Below are 21281 nucleotides of genomic sequence, written 5' to 3' on the forward strand. Positions count from 1 at the left end.
TTCCGGAAATTCTCCAAAGTTTTAGGAGTTTTTGATACATTTTAAGAGTTTTATATTTAAGTTGTCTTCTTATCTATTATATTTCAGAGAAACTCTTCAGCCATATTTTAGAGTTTTTCATCTATATTTCAAGGTTTTTCAGTCATATTTTAGAGTTTTTCATCCATATTTTAAAGGTTTTTCAGCTATATTTTAAAGGTTTTTCAGCTATATTTTGGAGATATTCAGGTTTCAGCTATCTCTCCTGCTTTTTCAGTGGTTACGTCAAATACCCTGGGTTTTTCAAGCAGGATCCGCACCTCGTTTAGACTGCTTGCAATCTCGTAAACATCGGTATTTTTGGAGCGATATTTCATCAGGATTTCCTGGCTGTCCTGCCCTGAAACCCAGATATTTTCTCTCAGGGTGTTCTCAAGCGCTTTTTCTTCTTCCTGGATCTGCCTTCTGAAATAGTTCAGTCTTTCTTCCAGATTTTCGTACTCTTTTTCATAGAGCTTCTTATCTCCGTAATCAAGGCTGATCTTGAATTCAAACCCGTATTTTCTGCGGAATTGTTCTGCCAGGGACTCAAAGTTCAGGGAACTGTTGACATTGCTGTAATCGAGCCCGAAACTGTAAGTATGGGTTGGAAATTCGGTATGGTGTTTTAGCAGGTCAAGGGCATTGTCGAATGTGAGGTTCCTCTGCGCTTTGACCCCTGAAAACCTTGAGCTTTTCAGGCTGCCTGTTGTCCTTCTTTCTTCTTCGTAGCACTTATTACAGGCTACAAGATCCGGAAGTTCCTGCTGCAAACAACTGTAAATGGAATTTTTCAGATCAAGGACATCCAGTTTCAATTTGCCAGTATCCGTGCCACCTGAAACAACCCTGTCCAGAATAAGTTTCCTGATTGCTTCTTTCTGTTCCGGTACTTCCCAGAGTACGTGCTGCAGCAGGACAGCAGTCATCCGGTCTACACTGGTATGCCCGTTTACGAATGAAGCTACCCTGAGTACATTTACAATTTTCTTCCAGCGCCTGTCCGAGACAAAAATATTTGAGTTCCTGAGTTCTCTTCGGAGTGCCTTTATAATTGACCGAACCTCAGGATCAACAGGAAGGTCTCTTGCTCTCTTCTGAGTTTCCTTTATATCTTCTATGCTGAGTTTCGTTGAGGGTACGAAATCTTCGGTGTTTTTGAAGATCAGGTCTTCAAGGTTCTCTTCGTGCTGGATATAATCCACCCTATACCGGAACAAAAAACGGTCGTAGAGAGCTTCGAGGCTTTCATCTTCTTCCGGCAGCTCGTTGGAAGCCCCAAAAACCGTAAACAGAGGCACCTCAATAAGTTCCTTGCCGTTATGGTACTTTCTCTCATTCAGTACAGTCAACATGCTGTTTAAGATGGAACTGTTTGCCTTGAAAATCTCATCGAGCAGGGCTATATGGGCAGTTGGAAGGTAACCTTCTATCCGCCTGCTGAACTCGTCCCTTTCAAGCGCTTTAAGGGAAAGCGGCCCAAATACCTCTTCAGGCGTGGAAAAACGGGTAAGAAGATAATGGAAAAAATTTCCCCCCTCTATAGTTTCGCAGATTTTGCTTGCAAGCAGGGTTTTCGCAGTTCCGGGTGGGCCAAGTAAAAGGACATGCTCACCGGAGAGGAGTGCAAGAAGAGACCCGTTAATTTCAGCATCTCGTTCTTTAAAGTAGCCTGAAAACTCCTGTTTGATATTGATAACCGTATTCTTTAAATCCAGAATTCTCATAAATTCCAAGACCTATACAAATTTCTTTTTTTCAGCATCCCGCCTTTAGTATGTGAGAAAGATGCTACAATAGTGAATTGCAATAGCCGGTTAGAATAATATAAAAAAATGAATTTCCTATTTTTATGGGCCTTGCCTTAATTAATTTTTCTAAAAATTCTTATCCCTACCACCGATATGCCTGCGGATTATATTTCTTCCCCGAGATATACCTTTCTGCTTTGATACTGAAGCCCAGTTTTTATTAGGTCTCATACGCTGGGATCCATCTTGTAAAAGTTTTTCCCGACCCTATCGGCCCCACTGATCCTGTCTTTTACCATCCGAAGAGGTTATGCATAAGGAAGGTGATGATTAATGAGAATGATTTAAATTCACCTGAATGAGAATATTCCTGGTGACGAATAAATAAAAATCGCATCCTGAAATAAATCAAATTCCGGAAGTCACTGCATGAATGATTTCGAGCGTGAAAAATACAGCCGTCAGATTCTTCTTTTTGGGGAAGAGGGACAGGAAAAGTTGAAGAATGCAAAAGTGCTGGTTGCCGGGGCAGGCGGGTTGGGAAGTCCGGTTTCCACCTATCTAGCAATAGCAGGAATCGGAAAAATAATTCTTGCAGATTTCGATTCCGTGGACCCCAGTAATCTAAATAGACAGTTTCTTCACCATCAAAAGGACATCGGAAGGCTTAAGGTAGAGTCCGCAAAGGAAAAACTGCTCTCCATGAACCCGGATATTGAGGTTGAAACTATAGCAGAGATGCTTACCGAATCAAATCTCGAAGCCCTTGTTCCTGAATGTGATGTTATAGTTGATGCGCTTGATAATCTCGAAACCAGACATATGCTTAACAGGCTTGCCATTAAAAGAAGGATTCCTTTAATACATGGAGCAGTTACCGGTTATGACGGCCAGGTAACAACAATAGTTCCTGGAGAAACTCCCTGTTTTTACTGTATTTTCCCACGCATTTCCAAAAAGGAAGTTTTCCCGGTTTTAGGGACAACCCCAGGGATCATCGGTTCCATCCAGGCAAATGAAGTTATTAAATTCCTGACAGGACAGGGAAAGCTTCTGGAAGGTCGCCTCCTGTTCTGGAATGGGCTTTCTGGAAATTTCAGCGAAATATCACTCTCAAAGCTAAATAATTGTCCTGTTTGTGGAAATCTTAAGACAATGCGTGGAAACAAATGAGAGTTTTACTATTTTAAATCCAGATAAAATTTTATTTCGATTCCCTGCCGCCTATTAACCAATTTATATATATCTTCAGTAATAATATCTTATAGGGTATATCTCATAGGGTAATATCTCATAGGGTATAGGGTAATATCTTATATGGTATCTTATTAAAGGGGATTTTGTGCGAGGGAATTGGATGAAAAAGAAGACCATGCCAGTTGAGAAGGAAGTCAATGGTTTGAACGGAAACTCAAATTTATGGTCTTATGGGTTTCAGGATCTGAATTATGGGTTTCAGGATCTGAATTATGGGTTTCAGGATCTGAATTATGGATTTCAGGATTTGAATATTTCTTCACCGACTTCACTTCCTGCTTCACTTCCTGCTTCACTTCCTGCTTCACTTCCTGCTCTTATTCCGAATGCACCTTATTTTGACCTTCGGATCTATAGGGAGCCCATGATAAAGTCGTTGATCAAGGTACACAGTAAAGATATGTACCGGCTGCTTGAGAAAGTTCACTTTGATGGAAACTACTACAGGGTAAAGTGTGTAAGTTCAGGGGAGTGGGAGTACTGCTGGGATCTTGCCGTCAGAATTCAATTTTTTGGAAAAATGCTGGGAATGACTCTTTATCCCAAGCGCCTGGTTTCACAGAAAGAAAAAAGAATTGTCTACAGGTCTATGATCCTCGTTAACCCTTACCAGCTCTGGGACGAAGCTCTTGTAAACAAATTCTGGAATTTGCAGGAGAGGGTTGAGTTCCTGATAGCCAGAATTCTTTTTCACGAGTGTATTCACGTTATGATTTCGCTTGGAAACATCCTGCCTTCAGGTTTTGGAAACACAGGCATTTACCTTGAGTTTAAGAAGATGCTGGAAATCTCGGTTTCCGAGATGCTTTCTCATGAGCTTCATAATGTACAGTTCCGCCTCTGGAATCTTGTGCTGTTTGGATCGTCAGGTTCTGAAAGTGAAAAAAAACTGCTTGAAAGAGTTCAGGAAATATACGAGTTCCTGATCAACGAAAAATACGCTAACCAGAAAACTGGAAAAGCTTTCCGTTTCCCATCAAACAACAAAAAAATTGCCAGAAAATACTCCTGGATAGCAGCTGTTAAAGCCGGGGGAGACAAGCAGGTTAGCAAAAGAATCTGGCAGGTAGAGGTCCGCAGGCTCTGGATCGCACTGAGGGAACTCTTTGAGGGGATTGATACGGAATTAAGTAATATGGGATTTACAATGGATTAAATCATATAAATCCCAGGTTCCTCATTTTTAGGCACACAAATGTCTCCTGATATCGGAGTATGCGCTTAAGTTTAAACACATGATCTTTGTAGTAAAATTTTCAAAATCGGGATCTTATGACCTCACCGATTCTTCTTACTACCGATATGCGCTTAAGATTTGGGAACTAAGGATAAATGGATAATTATGGGTAAATTAAATGAAAAAAGTTGAATAATTATAGAACTGATGGATTTTCTGACCTTTTTCTTTTTCCCGCCTTCATTCTATGATTCGTAGTTTACTTTTCCCCTTCTTTCTTCCCGTAATTTTATTACTTACTTTATCTCTCTATTGCTTTGTTTTTTAGAGCTGAACCTTACTCCCTTGTTCCAGAACTTTTACAATCTTTTCCATATCGGGAAGTTCATGCACAGGATATTCTTCGAAGAATATAACCTTCTGTTCCTCGTCGATAATTATGTTCGCCCTCTGAGATACCCCTTCTTTTTCTCTGAATATTCCATATGCTCTGGCAACCTCCCCATGAGGCCAGAAGTCTGAAATAAGCTTGATGTGTGTAATTCCAAGTTCCTTAGCCCAGGCTCTTTTTGAAGGTATAGGGTCCACACTTATACCAAAAGCCACCGTGTTCAATCTGGAGAACATTTCGTGATTTTCCTCAAGTGATTTCATCTGTTCTGCACACACGCTTGTCCAGGCGAGTGGATGGAATGATAAAAGAACCTTCTTGCCAGCGAAATCATAGAGGTGCACCTCTTTTTGTTTCTGGTCTCTTAGCCTGAAATCCTGAATTTTGTCTCCGATTTTAATCTCGCTCATGATAATTTCCCCAATTTAATAAAATCCCCTATGTTTAATAAATTGTCTGTCTGCTGACCTGTTTAAACTGCTGGCAGTTTGACATTTTTGACAGCGAGAAGTAAAGATTGGAATGCAAAAAAGGTTCAAAGCGGGAGTAACATATAAAAATAACTTGAAGGGCAGTTCATATTAAAAAAATAATGGAAAACAAAAAAAGTAGTAAAAATAAAAATGACGACGGAATGATTCAATTATAATATCAAAGTATTTATTGCCAAGAATCATTATTGGGATACTGAAATTAAGGGTCAGTTCCTGAACTGCAAATTTGAGGTTATATTTTTATCATTCCTGAATAATCAACAGTCTTTAATTGATTATAAAAACTTTGTTTTTCTTCTCTATATAAAGCGTATCTATATAAAGCGTATAGTGAACTTGAAATCATGGTAAAAGTAATTTTCAATTTTATTTACTTAATTCTCCGAATTTTTTCTCTTGAGAAGGTTCTTGCATTTTTCAATTATACCTTCATTAACTGATTCTGATTTGTTATTATTTACTCTATTGCGTTTCATTTGATCGTGTTCTCTACGAGACATCGGTTTAGAAGTTTTTTTAGACATTGTTAAACACCGTTTAAAAGTAATAAAATCAATCTTTCTTAGGTTATGTCCGTGAATTGTCAATCAATTATAAAAAATGAGTGGATTTGTTGTTTTTGAGTAAACATATGCAAATTTATATACATGTTGTTTTTCGATAACTGACAGACACTGTTATTCTTATTTATACTCGAGTTGGTGCAATAACCCGGTATAATGTTAGTGACTCTAACCTTTTCTTAAGATTGAAATTATACACCCATATTTACTGTAAAACTTAAATATAAGAGTAACGAAAGTCCCTGAGAGAATTCTTATTCCTTCACTGGTATTGCAAACTTTATAGTAAATTCAGTTCCGGAGTCTCTTTTTAGTTCAAGTTTACCTTCTAGCTGATCTACAAGGATAGCAATTAATTGAAAGCCAAGGGTATCAGAACCTTCTATATTAATGTTTTCTGGGATACCCACTCCATTGTCCGAAACGGTTAAGATAAAGTTAGCAACCTTATTTTCGTAATCACCTTTTATGCTTCCTGATACATCATTTAAAATACCTGTGTCTTCTTCCTTACAAAGCTCCTTACAAAGCTCCTTACAAAGCTCCTTACAAAGCCTGATTTGAATTATTCCGTTAGTTCTGCCTGAGAATGCATACTTTAGAGAGTTTGAAATAATTTCGTTGACAATCAGCCCTAGAGGAACTGCAATATCGATATCGAAGAAAATGTTATCTTCAAGATCCATATCTAAGCCAATGTTCATATCTTTAAAACTGTAAGCCTGGAAAAGGTTCTTAACAAGCTTCTCAAGATATGGAGAAAAGTTCAATTCATTATTTCCATTGCCTTCATGCAGTTCTTCATGAATCAGGGCAATTGAGATTATTCTGTCCTGACTTTCCCTGAAGGCCTCAAGAACTTCCAAATACTCAACGCGCCCTCTACTTTTGAATTTTTCAACCTCAAGATCCAGCAGGGATGAGATCACTTGAAGGTTGTTTTTAATACGATGATGGATTTCCCTTTTACGGGCATTTTCGATATTCGCAAGGAAAATTTCTGTCTTTTTTCTTTCTGTGATGTTTTTAGATGCCCCAATAATCCTATATGCATTCCCGTTCTCGTCTCTCTGACAGATGAAGTTGTCCTCAATAAAAATATATTCTTCATTCTTATTTCTAAAACGGTACTCGATTCTGTAAGTATCTTCGGGCATCTGAAATTTTTCGTGATTTTCAAGGAATAGATTTCGGTCTTCCGGATGAATACGGGACAGACAGAAATCACGACTCTTATTTCTTAAACCGATATTTTTAAACTCATCAGGAGTAAATCCTGTTATCTTCTCGACATCGCCTGCCCAGGCAAAAGTATCTTCCTTAATATTATACTCGTATATGATCTGTCCTGTCTGTTCGGCCACTATACGGTATCTTTCCTCGCTTAACCTGAGCGCTTTTTCAGTTTTCTTACGCTCGGTAATGTCCTGAAGTATACCCCTAATTCTAACAGGATTATTTTCCTCGTTAAAAGTGATTTCTGGCTGTACATGAACTATTTTTTCTCCTCCGCCGGGTAAAATAATCCGATGGTCAATGCTGAAAAGTTTCCCATTTGAAGCTTCTTTAATTGCATTAATCACAACGTCTCGATCTTCAGGATGTATATAACTTAAAAACTCATTATAAGTTGGAGTTGATCCCTGGGGTTTAAGTCCAAAAATTCTGTAATATTCATCAGACCACCATATTTCATTAGTTATAAGATTCCAGTACCAACTTCCAAGGTGTGCTATTTTTTGAGCTTCTGCAAGGTTTTTTTCGCTTTCCTTCAATGAATTGTAAGATTTCTCAAGCTCTGACGTACGCTCTTCAACCAGTTTTTCTAAATTATCATGCGCTCGTTTTAGAGCTTCTTCTGCCTTTTTAAGCTCTGTAATATCACGTGCGGCAGCAAAAACCCCAATAACCTTACCATTCTCGTCTTTATAAAATGAAGCATTATACAAAACAGGAGTTATATGCCCGTCCCTATGATGAATTCCCAGAGAATAATCCCTAACTTCACCATCTAGAAACACCTGTTGGTATCCTGTAAGGGCTTTCTCAGGTTCAGTGAAATAATATGAAAAATCAGTTCCAATCAATTCGTTTCTGGAATATCCAGTAACCTGTTCTGTAGCGCCATTTACATCCGTAATTTTGCCGTCAGGCCCGATGGTTATTAATGGGTCTAGGCTAGCTTCAATCAGGCTACGATTATAAAGATTTGAGAATTTCAGAGCTTCTTCCGACTTTTTCCTTTGCAGAGCCTGCGTCACTGCCGGTGCTATAGCTTCAAGATCCTCCTGCTGCTCGTAACTATAGCCGTTTTTACGGTTTGCAACCGCAATCAAGCCTATTGTTTTCCCGTCCTGAACAAGGGGCACTCCAAGAAACGATCTGATTAGGGGATGCCCTTCCGGCAATCCTCTGCTGTCTGGGTGTGACTGCGGATCATTGGTAAAGAAAGCGTTCCCTTTGTTAATGACACTGCCGTAAAGACCATGAACAGCAAATGGACTACGATGCTCTGTCTTGTCGTACATAAGGCACTGTTCCCATGCAAGCTCGCTTTTTGCAACATCGTGCAGCAACCCGTCGGCATCCATTCCATTGATGAAACCAAACTGGCTGCCGGTCATTTTCAGGGCGACAGATAAACATGTATTTCCCAGTTCTTCTTCTGTTTTTGCCTGTACTACATTGCTGAAAATTTTATTTATTCCTTCAAGAATTCGGTTGTATCTGCAAATACGGTTCTCTTCTTGCTTGCGCCTGGTGATGTCAGTAAACATGCCTATAGAGCCTGCAAACTTGCCATCTTTGCCAAAGCAGGATCTAGTATTTACAAGAGTCCATAAGGGTGAGCCGTCTCTGCATATTAGTTTAAATTCATGGCTCTCACCAATATCTTGCTGTCTTTTTTCAATATTCAGTATGGAAACAACTTTATTTTCTTCATCTATGAAATTCCACCCAGATCTGCCAATCATTTCTTCCTGGCTAAATCCTAACATATCTGTCATTTTTTTATTTACATAGATAGTCTTGTTTTCAGCGTCAACTACCCATATACCCTCGTTTGCTGTCTCTACGATGTTGCGGTACTTATCCTCGCTCTCCCGCAGTGCATCAAGCAGAGTATCGCATTCGGCCAGCGATTGTGAAAGCTTGAAATTACTGTGGCTTAGTTGCGAGATCATGTTGGCAAGTTTCATGAAGAAAGACATGTTTTTGTTTACAGCCTGTCTGCTCAGCCGTGGAACTTTTTCAAGCGCTGCTATATACTCCTCTTCATTGAAGCCGTATTTTCTAGCCTGGGACCGGAAAAATTCATATTCAATAGGCTCATCCTCAAAAAAGAAGTGCCCTGAGAAGATATTGCCTATGTGCTGGCCACCCACAATAAGAGGGGTCGCGACATCCCACATGTTATTCTTGCACCTGTACAGCTTAAGTTCTCCAGGAGCAACACCCAGGGACAGTTTTGTATCACTTTCTACGCAGTATTTGCAGGTTTCGGGATGAAACCTGTGGAATTTTGAGCAAATCTCTTGCCGCCCAGCAATTGCAGGAACATTACCTTTGAGGTCGACCAGTGCTGTAGTAATGTGAGTAAGTTCATATAAGTCATCCATGAGAGACTGAATCGCTGGAATATCAAGAATATCAGCCAGCTCAAGGTTTTCTGCCATCCTGGAAGGTGAGAGGTTATTATCTAACTTCAGCCCAAAATATTGCTCATTCTGGCTCAGTGCTTCCTCTACTTGCTTCTTCTCAGTACAAGGTTTCCTCAATTTTTCTCCCATTCAGAACCTTCTCCGAAAATCAAGGGGTCACTTTGTTTGTTGCTTTAAGCAGACTAGATCAAAAATGTACTCACCATTGGGCCTAAGCGAATTCTATCTTGATAGCAATTAAATCATTTTAAAGTTATAAAAACAACTGCAAAATATCTTTATAATAATGATATTGCACAAATTATTTAAAGAAATTGTACTTTTTTTAAAAAAAGTTTGAATAGAAATAGCCTTTCAATATATAGAAAAGTGTTTTATCCCAAAATTATTTTATCCCAAAATTATTTCGCTTTTTTAATTTCTGTTATTACAGCCATATATCGTATACAAGTGATCCATGACTTTACTCCAACTTCGATAATGTGTATCAATCTGCAGATAAATACCACAACGGAAGAATCACAAAGAGGGGATCAAAGGGAGCAAGGTGGATTCTGACACAAATTGCTCAAGCAGCGGCAAAAAAGAATAACAGTAAGTTAAAAGAGTTTTTTAACAGGAAAAATTAGTTTTTAGTTAGACCTTTCCAGATAATTTTTCAAATCTCTGTTCTCATGATTTTGCTTTGCTCATTGTATCTTGTCCTTCGATTAAACCGTTTTTCCCATTTCATATGCCTGTTCCATTGCTTTTGTTTCTTTGATGTCTCCAATGTTCCAGGCACCAGTTCCATAGATAATACCCTTTTCCTTTGCTCCTTCAAGACAGGAAGTAAATCCCCGGAATCCTTCAAATGTTCTCTCCATAGCCTGCTTACTATCGTCGGCTGCCGTCGCAATAAAATAAAAATCCTTATCGCTGATTTCCATGTAACGGGAGCAAGTGCGGTCAATTAGAGTCTTCATTTGACCGTTCATTGTGTAGAAGTAAACCGGCGTTGCCATTACAATCGCATCTGCCGCAATCATTTTTTCCAGGATTTCTGCCATGTCGTCTTTTTGGGGGCAGCCCTCTCCCATGTTAAAACAGGTTCCACATCCTGTGCAGTAATTGATTGTTTTATCTCTCAAAAAGATCTTTTCTGTCTGATTATCTGCTTCTTTTGCTCCAAGCATAAACTGGTCGCACAACATGTCGGAGTTTCCGCCTTTCCTCGGGCTGGCGGATAGTATCAATACTTTTTTACTCATTGAAATTATCTCCATATCTTGAGTTATCCTGATTTCTCAAAAGATTGTATCCAGCATCCTGTTATGGATTACCACATGGATTTCTTTGTATCATTAGACCTACTCGGGTATTACTTCATTCAAACACGCAATCGCATTCAATGTCCTGGGATATCCGATATATGGCAATAGCTGCGTAACTGCGTTAAGCAATGTTTCTTTATCGTTTCCAACATTTAGATTGCCCTGTATATGCCCTTTTAACTGGGGCTCACATCCTCCCAGGGATAAAATCACAGAGAATGTCAAGAGTTCTCTTGTTTTTATATCCAGTCCTTTTCTGGTGTAGTAATCACCAAAACAGTTTGCAGATAAGTATTTTTGAATATGGATCTGGTTTGCTGGTGCTGCCTCGTACATTTTATCGATTATGTCACCAAATATTTCCTTCTGAACTTCCAGCCCGTTTTCAAATCGTGTTTCCGGTGAAGTCGTAGACTGGCCTTCTAAGGGTAGTTTTATTCCCCTGCTTTCCAGTATTTCATTTGTGGCATGGATAAAATCAAATGCTTTTGCCATCCCGACATATGGTACGGATTGATATACAATCTCTTTAACCTCGATTGGAGTCACATCGACATTGAGTGCAGCACCAAGCATTACTTTATATTCGCTTAAAGTCTGGCTTGCGATTAGAGATGCCAAGATGACCATCAATCTGGTTTTTGTATCTAAATTTCCATAACTGATCACTTCATCAAAAGCAAAATTATCGAAAACTTCTATGAGTTCCGGATCTGTTATTTTTAGTGTTGATTTATGATTGGGAAATAATTTTTCATGGTTCTTGTTTGCTGTTTCACTGATACTCATAATTTACCTCTCTTTTTGCCCAGGAGGATATTCGGAATCCTTTTCACCGTTTCACCGTTTCCTCCTGACAGCCAGTTTGTTCCGAAAATTGTTCGGTCAAATTCTCATTCATCTTTATTTTGTCGGCAATCCGGGTCCGGCCTCAAATTCCGCTGACACATCTTTTAAGTACTCTGTTATCTTCAGATGCTGAGGGCATGACTTTTCACACTGTTTACAGTCTATGCAATCGCTAGCCTTGCCATGATTTGAAGTAAGGTTCAGATAATAAACAAACTGGCTTGAGATATTATCAGTTACAGCACGCTTTGCACTATTATACAATGCAAAGTAATCAGGTATTGCAATATTCTCAGGACACCCTGCTTCACAATATCTACAGGTTGTGCAGGGAATCGCAGTATCTTTATTTATAATATCAATTACCTGGCTGATGGTCCTGTATTCTTCCTCATTCAGAGGCTCGAAGTCTGCCATATATGAGGTATTATCAAGGATCTGTTCCATGGTATTCATACCGCTAAGGACCATCATGACGCCTTCCTGACTGGCAGCAAATCTGATTGCCCAGGAGGCAATGGATAATTCAGGATTATATGCTTTCATCAATTCTTCTGCTTTTTCTGGAACTGATGCAAGATTTCCACCCTTGCAGGGTTCCATTACAACAATTGGCTTGTTATGTTTTCTTGCAACTTCATAGCATCTTTTTGACTGAATGCCTGGATTCTCCCAGTCAATGTAATTGATCTGTAACTGAACAAAATCCAGTTCAGGATGAGCAGTTAGAATTTCATCCAGTAATTCCGGCGTGTCATGAAAAGAGATGCCCAGATTCTTTATTTTGCCTTCTTCTTTTTTCTTCAAAGCAAAACCAAATGTATCAAATTTGCATGCCTGCTCATAAGCACTCACACCAATATTGTGAAGCAGGTAATAATCAAAAAATTCAACACCACAATTTTCCAGTTGCTCATTAAAAATTCTATCCTGATCTTCCACTGCTTTTAACATTCTGGGAGGAAGTTTCGTCGCAAGAGTAAATTCATCTCTGTCATGTCTTTTTACTAAAGCTTCTCTAACAGCTTCCTCGCTCTTGAATCCATGGTATGTATATGCTGTATCAAAGTAAGTAAATCCTCTTTCCAAAAATGTATCTACCAATTTGTTTAATGCTTCTGTGTCAAATGATGTCTGATCATCTTTGTCCAGAAGTGGTAATCTCATACAGCCAAAACCTAATCGTTTTGCCATTTTATCTCCCCTTGCTAAATGATCCACAAATGTCCTGTGGACTCGACCAGCTCACAAGGTCATACTGATTTTATTCAACCAATCTGCGACATCTTTTTTCGCTGCACTTACACGAGAGCCCTGGATCGCGAGCCCCTTCAAAAGTGTTGCTTTCGGACAAAGTTTTGCAATGTCTTTTTCACTGCGGCCTAATCCGCTTCCTTCATGTGTACAAAATGGAACAATGGTCTTTCCGGAAAAATCATATTCTTCCAGGAATGTAAACACCGGCATCGGCATCGTTCCCCACCAGTTGGGATAACCCAGGAATATCACATTATAAGGGTCCATATTTTCTACATGGCTGGAAAGCTCAGGCCTGGCATTGTCATTCAATTCTTTTTTTGCCACGTTGGTTGTTGCAGTATAATCCCTGGGATAAGACTTTACTGTATCAATACTGAAAACATCGCCTCCTGTTATTTCCCGGATCATGTCGGCTACTACTTTTGTGTTACCGACAGGCAGATTCACGATCTTTCCACTGACATAGTTATTCCCCTCACGTGAAAAACAGGCTATCAGGCATTTCTCTTCTTTTAAAGTCGCCATTCCTTGTCCCTCGCCTTCTTTTTGTTTATTCATATCCAAAATTAACTACTGATTATTCCCGGATGAAATTTGTATAGATGCTTTTTTCTTTCATCGGCAACTGTACGCCAGCCTTCATGCCAGCCTCCTTGCATTTCAGGAACCATGCCATATTCCTTGCAAGCACACGCATGATCTGCAATCCTTCCAGGTCTTTTTTCACATTTTCGGGTTTTGCTCCATGAACCATATTCCAATAGCGGGAAGAAACAATAGGCATCTCCGAAATGGTGAAATACTTATTAAGCTGGTCAAGTGTGGCTGTCGTCCCTGCTCTCCTTGCGGAAACAACTGCTGCCGCTGGTTTCAGATAAAAAGACTGTCTTCCTCCCTGCAGGTCAGCATAGAAAACGCAATCCATAAAAGACGTAATCGCACCACCCGCAGCTGCATAATGCACCGGAGAACCGAAAATAAATCCATCTGCATCTTTGGCAATGTTAAGAAAATCGTTGACGCGGTCATTAAATGCACAGAGCCCTGTTTTGGCACAGCTCTTGCAGGCAGTGCACCCGGTAAGAGGCTTTTTTCCGATCCAAAAAATTTCTGTGTCAATCTCTTCTTCATTCAAGGTCTTTGCTACTTCTGAAAGAGCCGTATAGGTACAGCCTTTCTCATGCGGACTTCCGTTTACTAATAATACTTTCACTCTTATGCCACCAATTGCATTTTTTATCTTTTTTAACTCTCTATTCTGTTTCCAGTGATTTTTATTTTTGATAGTGATGCTATCATAAATTGTTATATTCTTCATCTGTTACGGGTTCTAGCCATTCAGCAGGACCCGCATTGACATTTGTCTCTACAGAAAGGTGTATGAACCAACTGTCTGGAGCCGCTCCATGCCAGTGCTTTACATTTGGATGAATTTTTACTACATCACCAGGATTAAGTTCCTGTGCAGGCTTTCCTTCCTCCTGATAGTAACCACGTCCGCCTGTTACTAACAGGATCTGTCCGCCCGGATGCTTATGCCAGTTATTCCGACAGCCGGGTTCAAATGTCACATTGCCTATGGGACAATTAAATTCATTATCCCTGTCTACCAGCATGCTAAGCCATGCTTTACCTGAAAAATACTTGCTGAACTGTTCCGGAAGTTTTTCACCTTTCGGGAAAATTACACTTTCACTTAAGTTTGATTTGTCCATATTTTGGTCCCCCTTTTCATTTTTCATGATGCTTAATTTCTTGAATGTCAAATATTCTTACTGAAAAGTCTACTAGCCGTGGCCTACCGTTAATACCGACAACTTTCATAATGTTCTCTCTTATTTTACTTTCATTATGATTGTCACAATTTTCTTTCTTAATCGTTTACTCGATCAACTACATGAGTGACTGATCAGTCATCGTATAAGATTTAATGGTATATAAAAGTAAGCCATACAGAGAAAGGTAAAATGTAAAAAATTGAAAAATAATTTTTCAACATGCCTAGATTCTTCTCCTTCGCTCAAACCGCTTTTCTCATTCATATCCCAACTCTATGACTTTGTTTCCTCTGATATCCCCCCATTCCAGGCATCATCTCCTTAGATAATGTTCTTTCAAAAATCCCACCAGGGAGTCGAAGGCATGTGTAGGTCTGAATCTAATAGAACGGTTTCACCAATTTCCGGGGCAATTATGTTTACTTCTCTTTTTTTTGCCTCCTTTTGTGCTCTTTCTATTGGTTCATTCCAACCATGATTAGCTAATGTAAATGCTCCCCAATGCATCAACATCATGGTCTCACCATTCGCATCCAGATTAGCCTGAACAGATTGTTCCGGTACCATATGAATATCCGACCAGCTCGGATCATATTGGGCACCTTCGATCAAGGTTATATCAAAAGGTCCGTATTTATTTCCGATCTCCTTAAAATGTGGACCGTATCCACCGTCTCCACTGGTATATATTCGAGTTTTATTTCCCAGGATGACCCATCCACCCCATAGAGTAGTATCGATATTAAACGGATCTCTTCCGGAGAAATGTCTGGCTGGTGTCAAAACAACGGTTAAGCCCTGATATTCCGTTTCTTCCCACCAATTGAGTTCCGTAATTTTTTCTTTTGGAATACCCCATCGAAACAGATGAGCACTAACTCCAAGAGGAACAAAGAAATGTGATACTTTGCTGTTTAGTTTAACAATAGATTGATAATCTAAGTGGTCATAATGGTCATGTGTGATAAAAACTGCATCAATAGGCGGCATTTCATCAATAAGATGCAGCATAATATCTTCACTGTATTCATATCTTTTAATTCCCACAAATGAAACCGGCGAGGCAATAGGACTCAGCATAGGATCTATCAATAACTTTTTATTATCAATACTAAGCAGAAAAGCAGAGTGTCCAAACCAGGTCAGACTATCATTTTCACTTTTAATTTTGTTCCAGTCAATGGCAGAAACAGGAATTGGACCACTCGGGTTGCGGTCTTTAGCCTCTGAAGCAGAATCCTCATTCATTAATGAAGCGTCTGAGGAATTTATAACAAACTCTGTAGGATCCTCATTAATAAATTTCCCATCAACATAATTATTTAAATGTTGATACATTTCTGTTTGTTCTTTTGTTGGATTCCCACCGAAAGCCGGGTCTATGTTTATAAACAAGATAATAAAGACACCCAATAGAAGCAAAAAACTGAGTAAATATAACCCCATTTTTTTAATCCTTTTCATATTTTCACTTCTGTAATTCCAATTTTACGCAGCCAATTGGAGATCCCATTCTGCGCTTTTTTACGTTTCTACTCAGGACTGCAAAACCATCCAGAATAGGGCAGGACGACTCTTACTGTATACACTGAGGAGTTATTATGGTACGATGGAAAGGAGATGCCTTTGATTTCCTGTTTATTTTATAGATAGTGAATATCTTAATCGAGCATATGACTGACTAATCACTTTAATATTGAGTGAAAAAAAATTAGTTATTAGCCAGACCTTTCCAAATAATCTGGAATCCATCTTCTATAACCTTATTTTCATCCAGTGATAAATCTGAATCAATGATAAGGTTCACTACCGCCCTGCTACCCTGATAAAACATTGCAATGGTAAGCTCCGCAGAAAAATCTCTGATTTCTCCCGCTTTTATTCCTTCATCCACAAGCTTATGGAGGAATACATACTCTTTCATCACTTCATCACGTGTAAACTTTGTGATGTAAGGAGATGAACAGAACTGCCCGACAAAAAGGAATTCTTCCTGATTTGCTACTCCCCATTTGATTAGATTTGACCATATTTTTTTTAATTTATCCTTGAAGGTATTCTGTGCCTCAATTTCTTTTCCCATACTGCGGCTTAAATCTCCTTTTACCTCAAAATACAGACTATTGATAAGGTCTTCCTTTGTAGGAAAATAGTTGAAAAGCGTGCCTGTGGCTACACCTGCTTCTTTTGAAATCTGAGCAGTGGATGTACCGTGGAAGCCTCTTTCTGTGAAGAGCTTTAAGGCTGCTTCCAGAATGGCTGTTTTTTTGTCTTTGACCTGTTCTTTCATGTATTATCTCTATAATTGACTGATTAGTCATTTATGTTTTAATATTAAGTTATTATAAATACTTTATGGCATTTTATTCTTGGCTTTTAGCAGGTATTGCAGTACATAAGGGATTTTTGGCAACTTAAGTAAAAAATATCCAGCGATACATTTAAAAATCCGAATTGTTAATGTGTAGAGATCATCATGCTCATAGTACTCTCATTAGGCGGTTCAATTCTCGCAAAAAATCTAGATCCCGATCGTTTTTTAAAATATGCGGATGTTCTCCGTAAGCTCTCGAAAAAGCATACCCTGCTTGTAGTAGCCGGAGGAGGAGAAGCGGCAAGGAATTACATCGAAACTGCAAGGGCAGTTGGTGCCGATGAAGTTACATGCGACTACATAGGTATCGAAATTACTCGCCTGAATGCACACTTGCTTGCTGCAGCTCTTGGGCCCGATGCCTCTCCGGAAATTCCTACAAATTATCTGGAAGCTGCAAAGGCTATACGTCCCGGAAAGGTAGTCGTCATGGGAGGAATTACCCCTGGCCAGACAACGGATGCCGTTGCTGCAATTCTTGCAGAGTTCCTGCGGGCAGACCTGCTGGCAATTGCAACCTCGATTGACGGAGTTTATTCCGCAGACCCTAACTGTGACCCTTCGGCCGTAAAGTACGATAAAATCTCTCCTGAGAAGCTCATAAACATAGTCATGGCAATCGAGATGAAAGCAGGTTCCAAGTCCCCTGTTGACCCTGTAGCCGCAAAAATTATAGAACGCTGCAAGCTCGATGCACTTGTCATGGATGCCCGGAATCCTGCCATGCTCGGAGAAGTTCTCGATGGGGAAGCCGTCAAAAAATCTCCAATATCCTGCGGGACCTGGATTACGACAAAGATGTGAGGCTCAAAACTCAAACCAATCAAGACTTAAAGTTCAAACCAATTAAGACTTAAAGTTCAAACCAATTAAGGCTCAGACCAGTATTAACAGCCAGACAAGATAGAGTTCGAAAAATAAAAGCTGGCTTCAAAATCTTTATTTTTACAGAAAATGAAAACTTAAACATAGAGGTTCCGACATATATCCCAATAACAGAAAACAGACGGAAGTGTCGGTTTAGAGTTTAGAACTCCTACAAAGCCAGTTTCCTGAAGTTTCTGTCCTGATATTTCTTAAAGGGAGGAGGAGTCGGGTTTGAGCTTGCCTGAAAGAAAGAGTTCTTTTAGACAGAGAGGGTTTATTTTCCACTTTTTTTTCATTCTTCTATTCCTGATAATCTTCTGCGCTGATCTCATTCCTGCTTTCGCTGCAGTAGATGGGACAGCCTTTGAAAAGGAAAGGCAGAGAGATGCCGTTATCATGGATTTTTTCTCGGACAATGTGCTCGCGGATACTACAGTACGGTTTGAGCAGCCTCTTGAAAATGTTTCTCTTGTTTTTACTTTGAATTCGGAGACGAAACTGCTGAAATCGGAAACTTTTCTTCTAGGGCCTGTTAAGAAAGGGCAGGAAGTTACAAAAGTACTTTTCTGGGGAATTGAGAATGATTTTGGAAAAGATACGGACTCTTATACAGCGCAGGTTTATGTTAAAAACGGGAATGAAAGCCTTGCTTTCAGAAAACTTTCATTTTCCGACCGCAATCCCATCCTTTCAAAACTTAAACTTGTTGACTTCTCCGCAGATTCCGAGAAAGCTTCAGTTTTAATGAGTCTTACAAGCCCTGCTAACCTCAGGAGTATACAGGCGCCTGAACCCGGCGTGATCGACCTTGACCTTAAACTTCTCTCAGGAACGGAAATCGTGTATTCTGAAAAGCATAAGAATATCCCTGTTACCAGCACTTATTACAATGTAAGCTACTGGCCTTTCCTGCTTGAGAAAAATAAAAACTACACTGCCCTTTTGAAGGTCCATTCCCACTCTCCTGATGTCACTGCAGCCTACATATCGAACTTCAAGTCCGAAGAAAAAGTGGAAATTGTTGACCGGGATATTGATGTGGATGAATACGGAGCAAGTGTTACTGTCATCGGAAGATCCCAGGTGCCCTTTGACGGATTTGTAAGGGTTGTGCTGACTCCTAAAGATGGGAAGGTACAGGTTTTTGAGGAAACCGCAGATATCCTGACCTCGAGAAAAGAAGATACGGTAGGAATAATTTGGCAGGGAGTCCCGAAGGGAGATTATAATGTAAAGATCTATGTGCTTAATTCCGAAGGAGAAATTCTGGACAGCCATGAAACGGTTTTGAGGGTTTTTGAGCCGGTTGCTGAAGCAACCCCCGTCGAAGAATCTCCGTCTATTTGCTTCTTCACAGTTCTGGGGATTTTTCTCTGCGCTGGAATCTTGTCTGGAAGGAAAAGGAAATAAAGAGTTCTGAAAAAGGAAAATAAAAAGTCCTGAAAGCTTTGAAAATCTTGAAAGCTTTGGAAACTTTGAAAATCTTGAAAGCTTTGAAAGCCTTGAAAGCCCAAAATAGTATAAAACTCGAACGCAGGATCATTATGTTTGACCTCATCATCCGAAATATAATGAACAGGAAGGTCAGGAGTGCACTAACAATCTGCGGGATTGCCCTCGGGATCTTTGCAGTTATAGTTATGGGTGCGATGTCCGAAAATTTCCACCAGACCTTTGAGCGTTCCATGAGTGTGACCAGCGACAAAATTCGGGTTTTTGCCGAAAGTGGAGTCTTTGGAGGGGGGCTTACGGACGATAAGGTGAGTGACGTACTCCGGGTGGCAGGGGTGAAAGATGCATATGGGCTTTTAATGACTACTTTTGATGAGGACAAAATGGGAATGACCGGGAAGCAAATTCTGGGAGTCCCACCGGAGAAATCCAGCGTTGCCCTTTATCCCGTAGAGCTGAAAGCAGGCCGTTTCCTCAATCCAGGGGATTCATATAATGTTGTTGTCGGAAGCAACATACAGAGGGAATATAAACTCCAGATCGGGAGTAAGTTTGAGATCCATGACAAGTATTTTACAGTTGTAGGAATTCTGGATTATACCGGCTCGATTTTCGATAACGCGGTAATCATACCTCTTGAAACTGCTCAGGACCTCTACGACGTTGGTAATTCGATTTCCTATATCTTTGCGGTGCCTGACGAGCGAGTGGATGCCGAAATACTCTCCAAACGCATAGAATTGAGCGTTAAAGGCACAAGCACACTTTCTCCTGGAGAGCTTGAGGTGCAGGCAAGGCAGTCCTTTATGATTTTTAGCGTAATCACTATCAGCTCAGGGCTTCTTGCAGCAATCATAGGCGGCCTGTGCGTGATGAATACCATGCTCATGTCCGTTGCCGAGAGAACAAGGGAATTTGGAATTTTAAAAGCCATTGGGGCCGAAACAAAGGATATTTTGCTCCTGACACTCGGAGAAGCTTCATTTATGGGCCTTTTCGGCGGAATCCTCGGAATTCTGGTAGGTTCCGTGGCTGTCTATATTATGAATGCATGGCTCGCAAACACAAGGATAGTGCTTTTCCTGATAACGACCAGGCTACTTGTAATTGCCATGCTTTTTGCCTTGCTGATAGGTGCTCTTTCAGGGCTTTATCCTGCGTACAGGGCCTCGAAAATGAGCCCTATGGAGGCTTTGAAGCATGCATGAGATCGAGATTGTGGGGGAAGGGCTTGAGGTCTCGAATAAGCCGGAAAAAGAAGATAATAAGCTTAATTGGGGTAACGAAGACCAGAAAATCATACTTCAGGTTGAAAACCTTTCCAAAACCTATTTCCAGGGCAAAATCCCTGTCCATGCCCTCCGCTGCGCCTGCATAACTGTAAGAAAAGGGGAACTTCTTGCGATAATGGGGCCCTCAGGTTCCGGAAAATCTACTCTCCTCGCTCTTATAGGCACACTTGAAAAAGCAACTGACGGTAAAATAATTCTTGATGGGACAGACCTTACATCTGTGCCTGAAAAACTGCTTCCCCGCGTGAGAAGAGAAAAAATAGGCTTTATTTTCCAGCACTATAACCTTATCCCTACACTTTCTGCACTTGAAAACGTTGAGCTTTCCATGCGCTTTTCCAGAGTGCCCAAAAAAGAAAGAGGAGGCAGGGCCAGAAAGCTGCTCGAAGAACTTGGCCTTGGAGACCGACTTTCCCATAAGCCTTCGGAATTATCAGGAGGAGAACAACAGAGAGTTTCTATTGCCAGGGCACTTGCGAATAAGCCGGCGGTTATTCTGGCTGATGAACCTACAGGTGAGGTGGATAGCAAGACAAGGGATTCAATTGTGCGGGTCTTCAAAGAATTGAGCGAAAAAGGGCAGACGATTCTTGTTGTAACGCACGACCCTGAGGTTGCAAAGGAGTGCTCGAGGGTGCTCAGGATTACGGACGGGGTCATTAAAGATTAACCATCATACAAATCAGGCTTTAAAATACGGTTTTTTCTTCAGAATTATAACCTTAACTCTGCCACAAATAGGGAATAACTTTTTCAATAACAGTGCTCTTGAGCATGTTCCAC

The 21281-nt window shown here is 40.2% G+C and carries 17 protein-coding genes and 1 pseudogene; 7 read left to right on the forward strand and 11 right to left on the reverse strand.

What is annotated here, in order from left to right:
• Positions 1-224: 224 nt before the first annotated feature.
• Positions 225-1745 (reverse strand): AAA family ATPase, encoded by a 1521-nt coding sequence (locus MSVAZ_RS01875; protein WP_048117354.1) that lies wholly within the window; start codon positions 1743-1745, stop codon positions 225-227.
• A gap of 453 nt (positions 1746-2198) precedes the next feature.
• On the opposite strand from MSVAZ_RS01875, the gene MSVAZ_RS01880 reads away from it, so the two are divergent.
• Together MSVAZ_RS01880 and MSVAZ_RS01885 are read left to right on the forward strand one after the other, a co-directional pair.
• Positions 2199-2942 (forward strand): HesA/MoeB/ThiF family protein, encoded by a 744-nt coding sequence (locus MSVAZ_RS01880; RefSeq protein ID WP_048117357.1) that lies wholly within the window; start codon positions 2199-2201, stop codon positions 2940-2942.
• Positions 2943-3126: 184 nt separating this feature from the next.
• Complete coding sequence (locus MSVAZ_RS01885) at positions 3127-4182, forward strand: hypothetical protein (protein WP_048117360.1); 1056 nt, start codon at positions 3127-3129, stop codon at positions 4180-4182.
• A 345-nt stretch (positions 4183-4527) separates the two neighbouring features.
• Here MSVAZ_RS01885 and MSVAZ_RS01890 read toward each other — a convergent pair whose 3' ends face one another.
• Together MSVAZ_RS01890 and MSVAZ_RS01895 are read right to left on the reverse strand one after the other, a co-directional pair.
• Positions 4528-5004 (reverse strand): peroxiredoxin, encoded by a 477-nt coding sequence (locus MSVAZ_RS01890; protein ID WP_048117363.1) that lies wholly within the window; start codon positions 5002-5004, stop codon positions 4528-4530.
• A gap of 901 nt (positions 5005-5905) precedes the next feature.
• Complete coding sequence (locus MSVAZ_RS01895) at positions 5906-9442, reverse strand: PAS domain S-box protein (protein ID WP_052727846.1); 3537 nt, start codon at positions 9440-9442, stop codon at positions 5906-5908.
• A 350-nt stretch (positions 9443-9792) separates the two neighbouring features.
• On the opposite strand from MSVAZ_RS01895, the pseudogene MSVAZ_RS19095 reads away from it, so the two are divergent.
• Positions 9793-9936: pseudogene (locus MSVAZ_RS19095) on the forward strand (transposase); the annotation flags it as partial.
• A gap of 87 nt (positions 9937-10023) precedes the next feature.
• Here the strand turns inward: MSVAZ_RS19095 and MSVAZ_RS01900 are convergent.
• The 8 genes from MSVAZ_RS01900 to MSVAZ_RS01935 form a co-directional block, all read right to left on the reverse strand.
• On the reverse strand, positions 10024-10563 hold the full coding sequence (locus tag MSVAZ_RS01900; RefSeq protein ID WP_048123547.1) for a flavodoxin family protein: 540 nt from the start codon (positions 10561-10563) through the stop codon (positions 10024-10026).
• 99 nt (positions 10564-10662) lie between these two features.
• Complete coding sequence (locus tag MSVAZ_RS01905) at positions 10663-11415, reverse strand: carboxymuconolactone decarboxylase family protein (protein WP_048117366.1); 753 nt, start codon at positions 11413-11415, stop codon at positions 10663-10665.
• A gap of 114 nt (positions 11416-11529) precedes the next feature.
• The gene (locus MSVAZ_RS01910) at positions 11530-12669 is read right to left on the reverse strand and encodes an aldo/keto reductase (RefSeq protein WP_048117369.1); all 1140 of its coding nucleotides are present in this window, start codon (positions 12667-12669) and stop codon (positions 11530-11532) included.
• 51 nt (positions 12670-12720) lie between these two features.
• Positions 12721-13260: a flavodoxin gene (locus MSVAZ_RS01915; protein WP_048123549.1), complete on the reverse strand. Its 540-nt coding sequence runs from the start codon at positions 13258-13260 to the stop codon at positions 12721-12723.
• 52 nt (positions 13261-13312) lie between these two features.
• Entirely contained in the window at positions 13313-13948 is a 636-nt protein-coding gene (locus MSVAZ_RS01920; RefSeq protein WP_048123551.1) for a flavodoxin family protein, read from the reverse strand.
• An 82-nt stretch (positions 13949-14030) separates the two neighbouring features.
• Entirely contained in the window at positions 14031-14450 is a 420-nt protein-coding gene (locus MSVAZ_RS01925; protein WP_048123553.1) for a cupin domain-containing protein, read from the reverse strand.
• A 399-nt stretch (positions 14451-14849) separates the two neighbouring features.
• Entirely contained in the window at positions 14850-15977 is a 1128-nt protein-coding gene (locus MSVAZ_RS01930; RefSeq protein ID WP_197078808.1) for an MBL fold metallo-hydrolase, read from the reverse strand.
• A 247-nt stretch (positions 15978-16224) separates the two neighbouring features.
• Positions 16225-16803, reverse strand: a complete 579-nt coding sequence (locus MSVAZ_RS01935) for a TetR/AcrR family transcriptional regulator (protein WP_048117371.1) — start codon at positions 16801-16803, stop codon at positions 16225-16227.
• A 186-nt stretch (positions 16804-16989) separates the two neighbouring features.
• Here MSVAZ_RS01935 and pyrH point away from each other — a divergent pair, with 186 nt between their 5' ends.
• The 4 genes from pyrH to MSVAZ_RS01955 all read left to right on the forward strand — a co-directional run bounded on the left by pyrH (position 16990) and on the right by MSVAZ_RS01955 (position 21168).
• On the forward strand, positions 16990-17691 hold the full coding sequence (pyrH, locus tag MSVAZ_RS01940) for a UMP kinase (RefSeq protein WP_048117373.1): 702 nt from the start codon (positions 16990-16992) through the stop codon (positions 17689-17691).
• A 294-nt stretch (positions 17692-17985) separates the two neighbouring features.
• Entirely contained in the window at positions 17986-19164 is a 1179-nt protein-coding gene (locus MSVAZ_RS01945; protein WP_048117377.1) for a hypothetical protein, read from the forward strand.
• Between the two features lie 47 nt (positions 19165-19211).
• Positions 19212-20414, forward strand: a complete 1203-nt coding sequence (locus MSVAZ_RS01950) for an ABC transporter permease (RefSeq protein WP_232316184.1) — start codon at positions 19212-19214, stop codon at positions 20412-20414.
• Positions 20407-21168, forward strand: a complete 762-nt coding sequence (locus MSVAZ_RS01955; RefSeq protein WP_232316185.1) for an ABC transporter ATP-binding protein — start codon at positions 20407-20409, stop codon at positions 21166-21168. Before MSVAZ_RS01950 ends, MSVAZ_RS01955 begins: the two co-directional genes overlap by 8 nt.
• Positions 21169-21281: the final 113 nt, after the last annotated feature.

The organism is Methanosarcina vacuolata Z-761 (assembly GCF_000969905.1).
GTDB classification, from domain to species: domain Archaea; phylum Halobacteriota; class Methanosarcinia; order Methanosarcinales; family Methanosarcinaceae; genus Methanosarcina; species Methanosarcina vacuolata.

Coding starts and splice junctions, on each gene's coding strand:
- MSVAZ_RS01875 (WP_048117354.1), bottom strand. CDS start 1,745: ATGAGAATTCTGGATTTAAAGAATACGGTTATCAATATCAAACAGGAG.
- MSVAZ_RS01880 (WP_048117357.1), top strand. CDS start 2,199: ATGAATGATTTCGAGCGTGAAAAATACAGCCGTCAGATTCTTCTTTTT.
- MSVAZ_RS01885 (WP_048117360.1), top strand. CDS start 3,127: ATGAAAAAGAAGACCATGCCAGTTGAGAAGGAAGTCAATGGTTTGAAC.
- MSVAZ_RS01890 (WP_048117363.1), bottom strand. CDS start 5,004: ATGAGCGAGATTAAAATCGGAGACAAAATTCAGGATTTCAGGCTAAGA.
- MSVAZ_RS01895 (WP_052727846.1), bottom strand. CDS start 9,442: ATGGGAGAAAAATTGAGGAAACCTTGTACTGAGAAGAAGCAAGTAGAG.
- MSVAZ_RS01900 (WP_048123547.1), bottom strand. CDS start 10,563: ATGAGTAAAAAAGTATTGATACTATCCGCCAGCCCGAGGAAAGGCGGA.
- MSVAZ_RS01905 (WP_048117366.1), bottom strand. CDS start 11,415: ATGAGTATCAGTGAAACAGCAAACAAGAACCATGAAAAATTATTTCCC.
- MSVAZ_RS01910 (WP_048117369.1), bottom strand. CDS start 12,669: ATGGCAAAACGATTAGGTTTTGGCTGTATGAGATTACCACTTCTGGAC.
- MSVAZ_RS01915 (WP_048123549.1), bottom strand. CDS start 13,260: ATGGCGACTTTAAAAGAAGAGAAATGCCTGATAGCCTGTTTTTCACGT.
- MSVAZ_RS01925 (WP_048123553.1), bottom strand. CDS start 14,450: ATGGACAAATCAAACTTAAGTGAAAGTGTAATTTTCCCGAAAGGTGAA.
- MSVAZ_RS01930 (WP_197078808.1), bottom strand. CDS start 15,977: ATGAAAAGGATTAAAAAAATGGGGTTATATTTACTCAGTTTTTTGCTT.
- MSVAZ_RS01935 (WP_048117371.1), bottom strand. CDS start 16,803: ATGAAAGAACAGGTCAAAGACAAAAAAACAGCCATTCTGGAAGCAGCC.
- pyrH (WP_048117373.1), top strand. CDS start 16,990: ATGCTCATAGTACTCTCATTAGGCGGTTCAATTCTCGCAAAAAATCTA.
- MSVAZ_RS01955 (WP_232316185.1), top strand. CDS start 20,407: ATGCATGAGATCGAGATTGTGGGGGAAGGGCTTGAGGTCTCGAATAAG.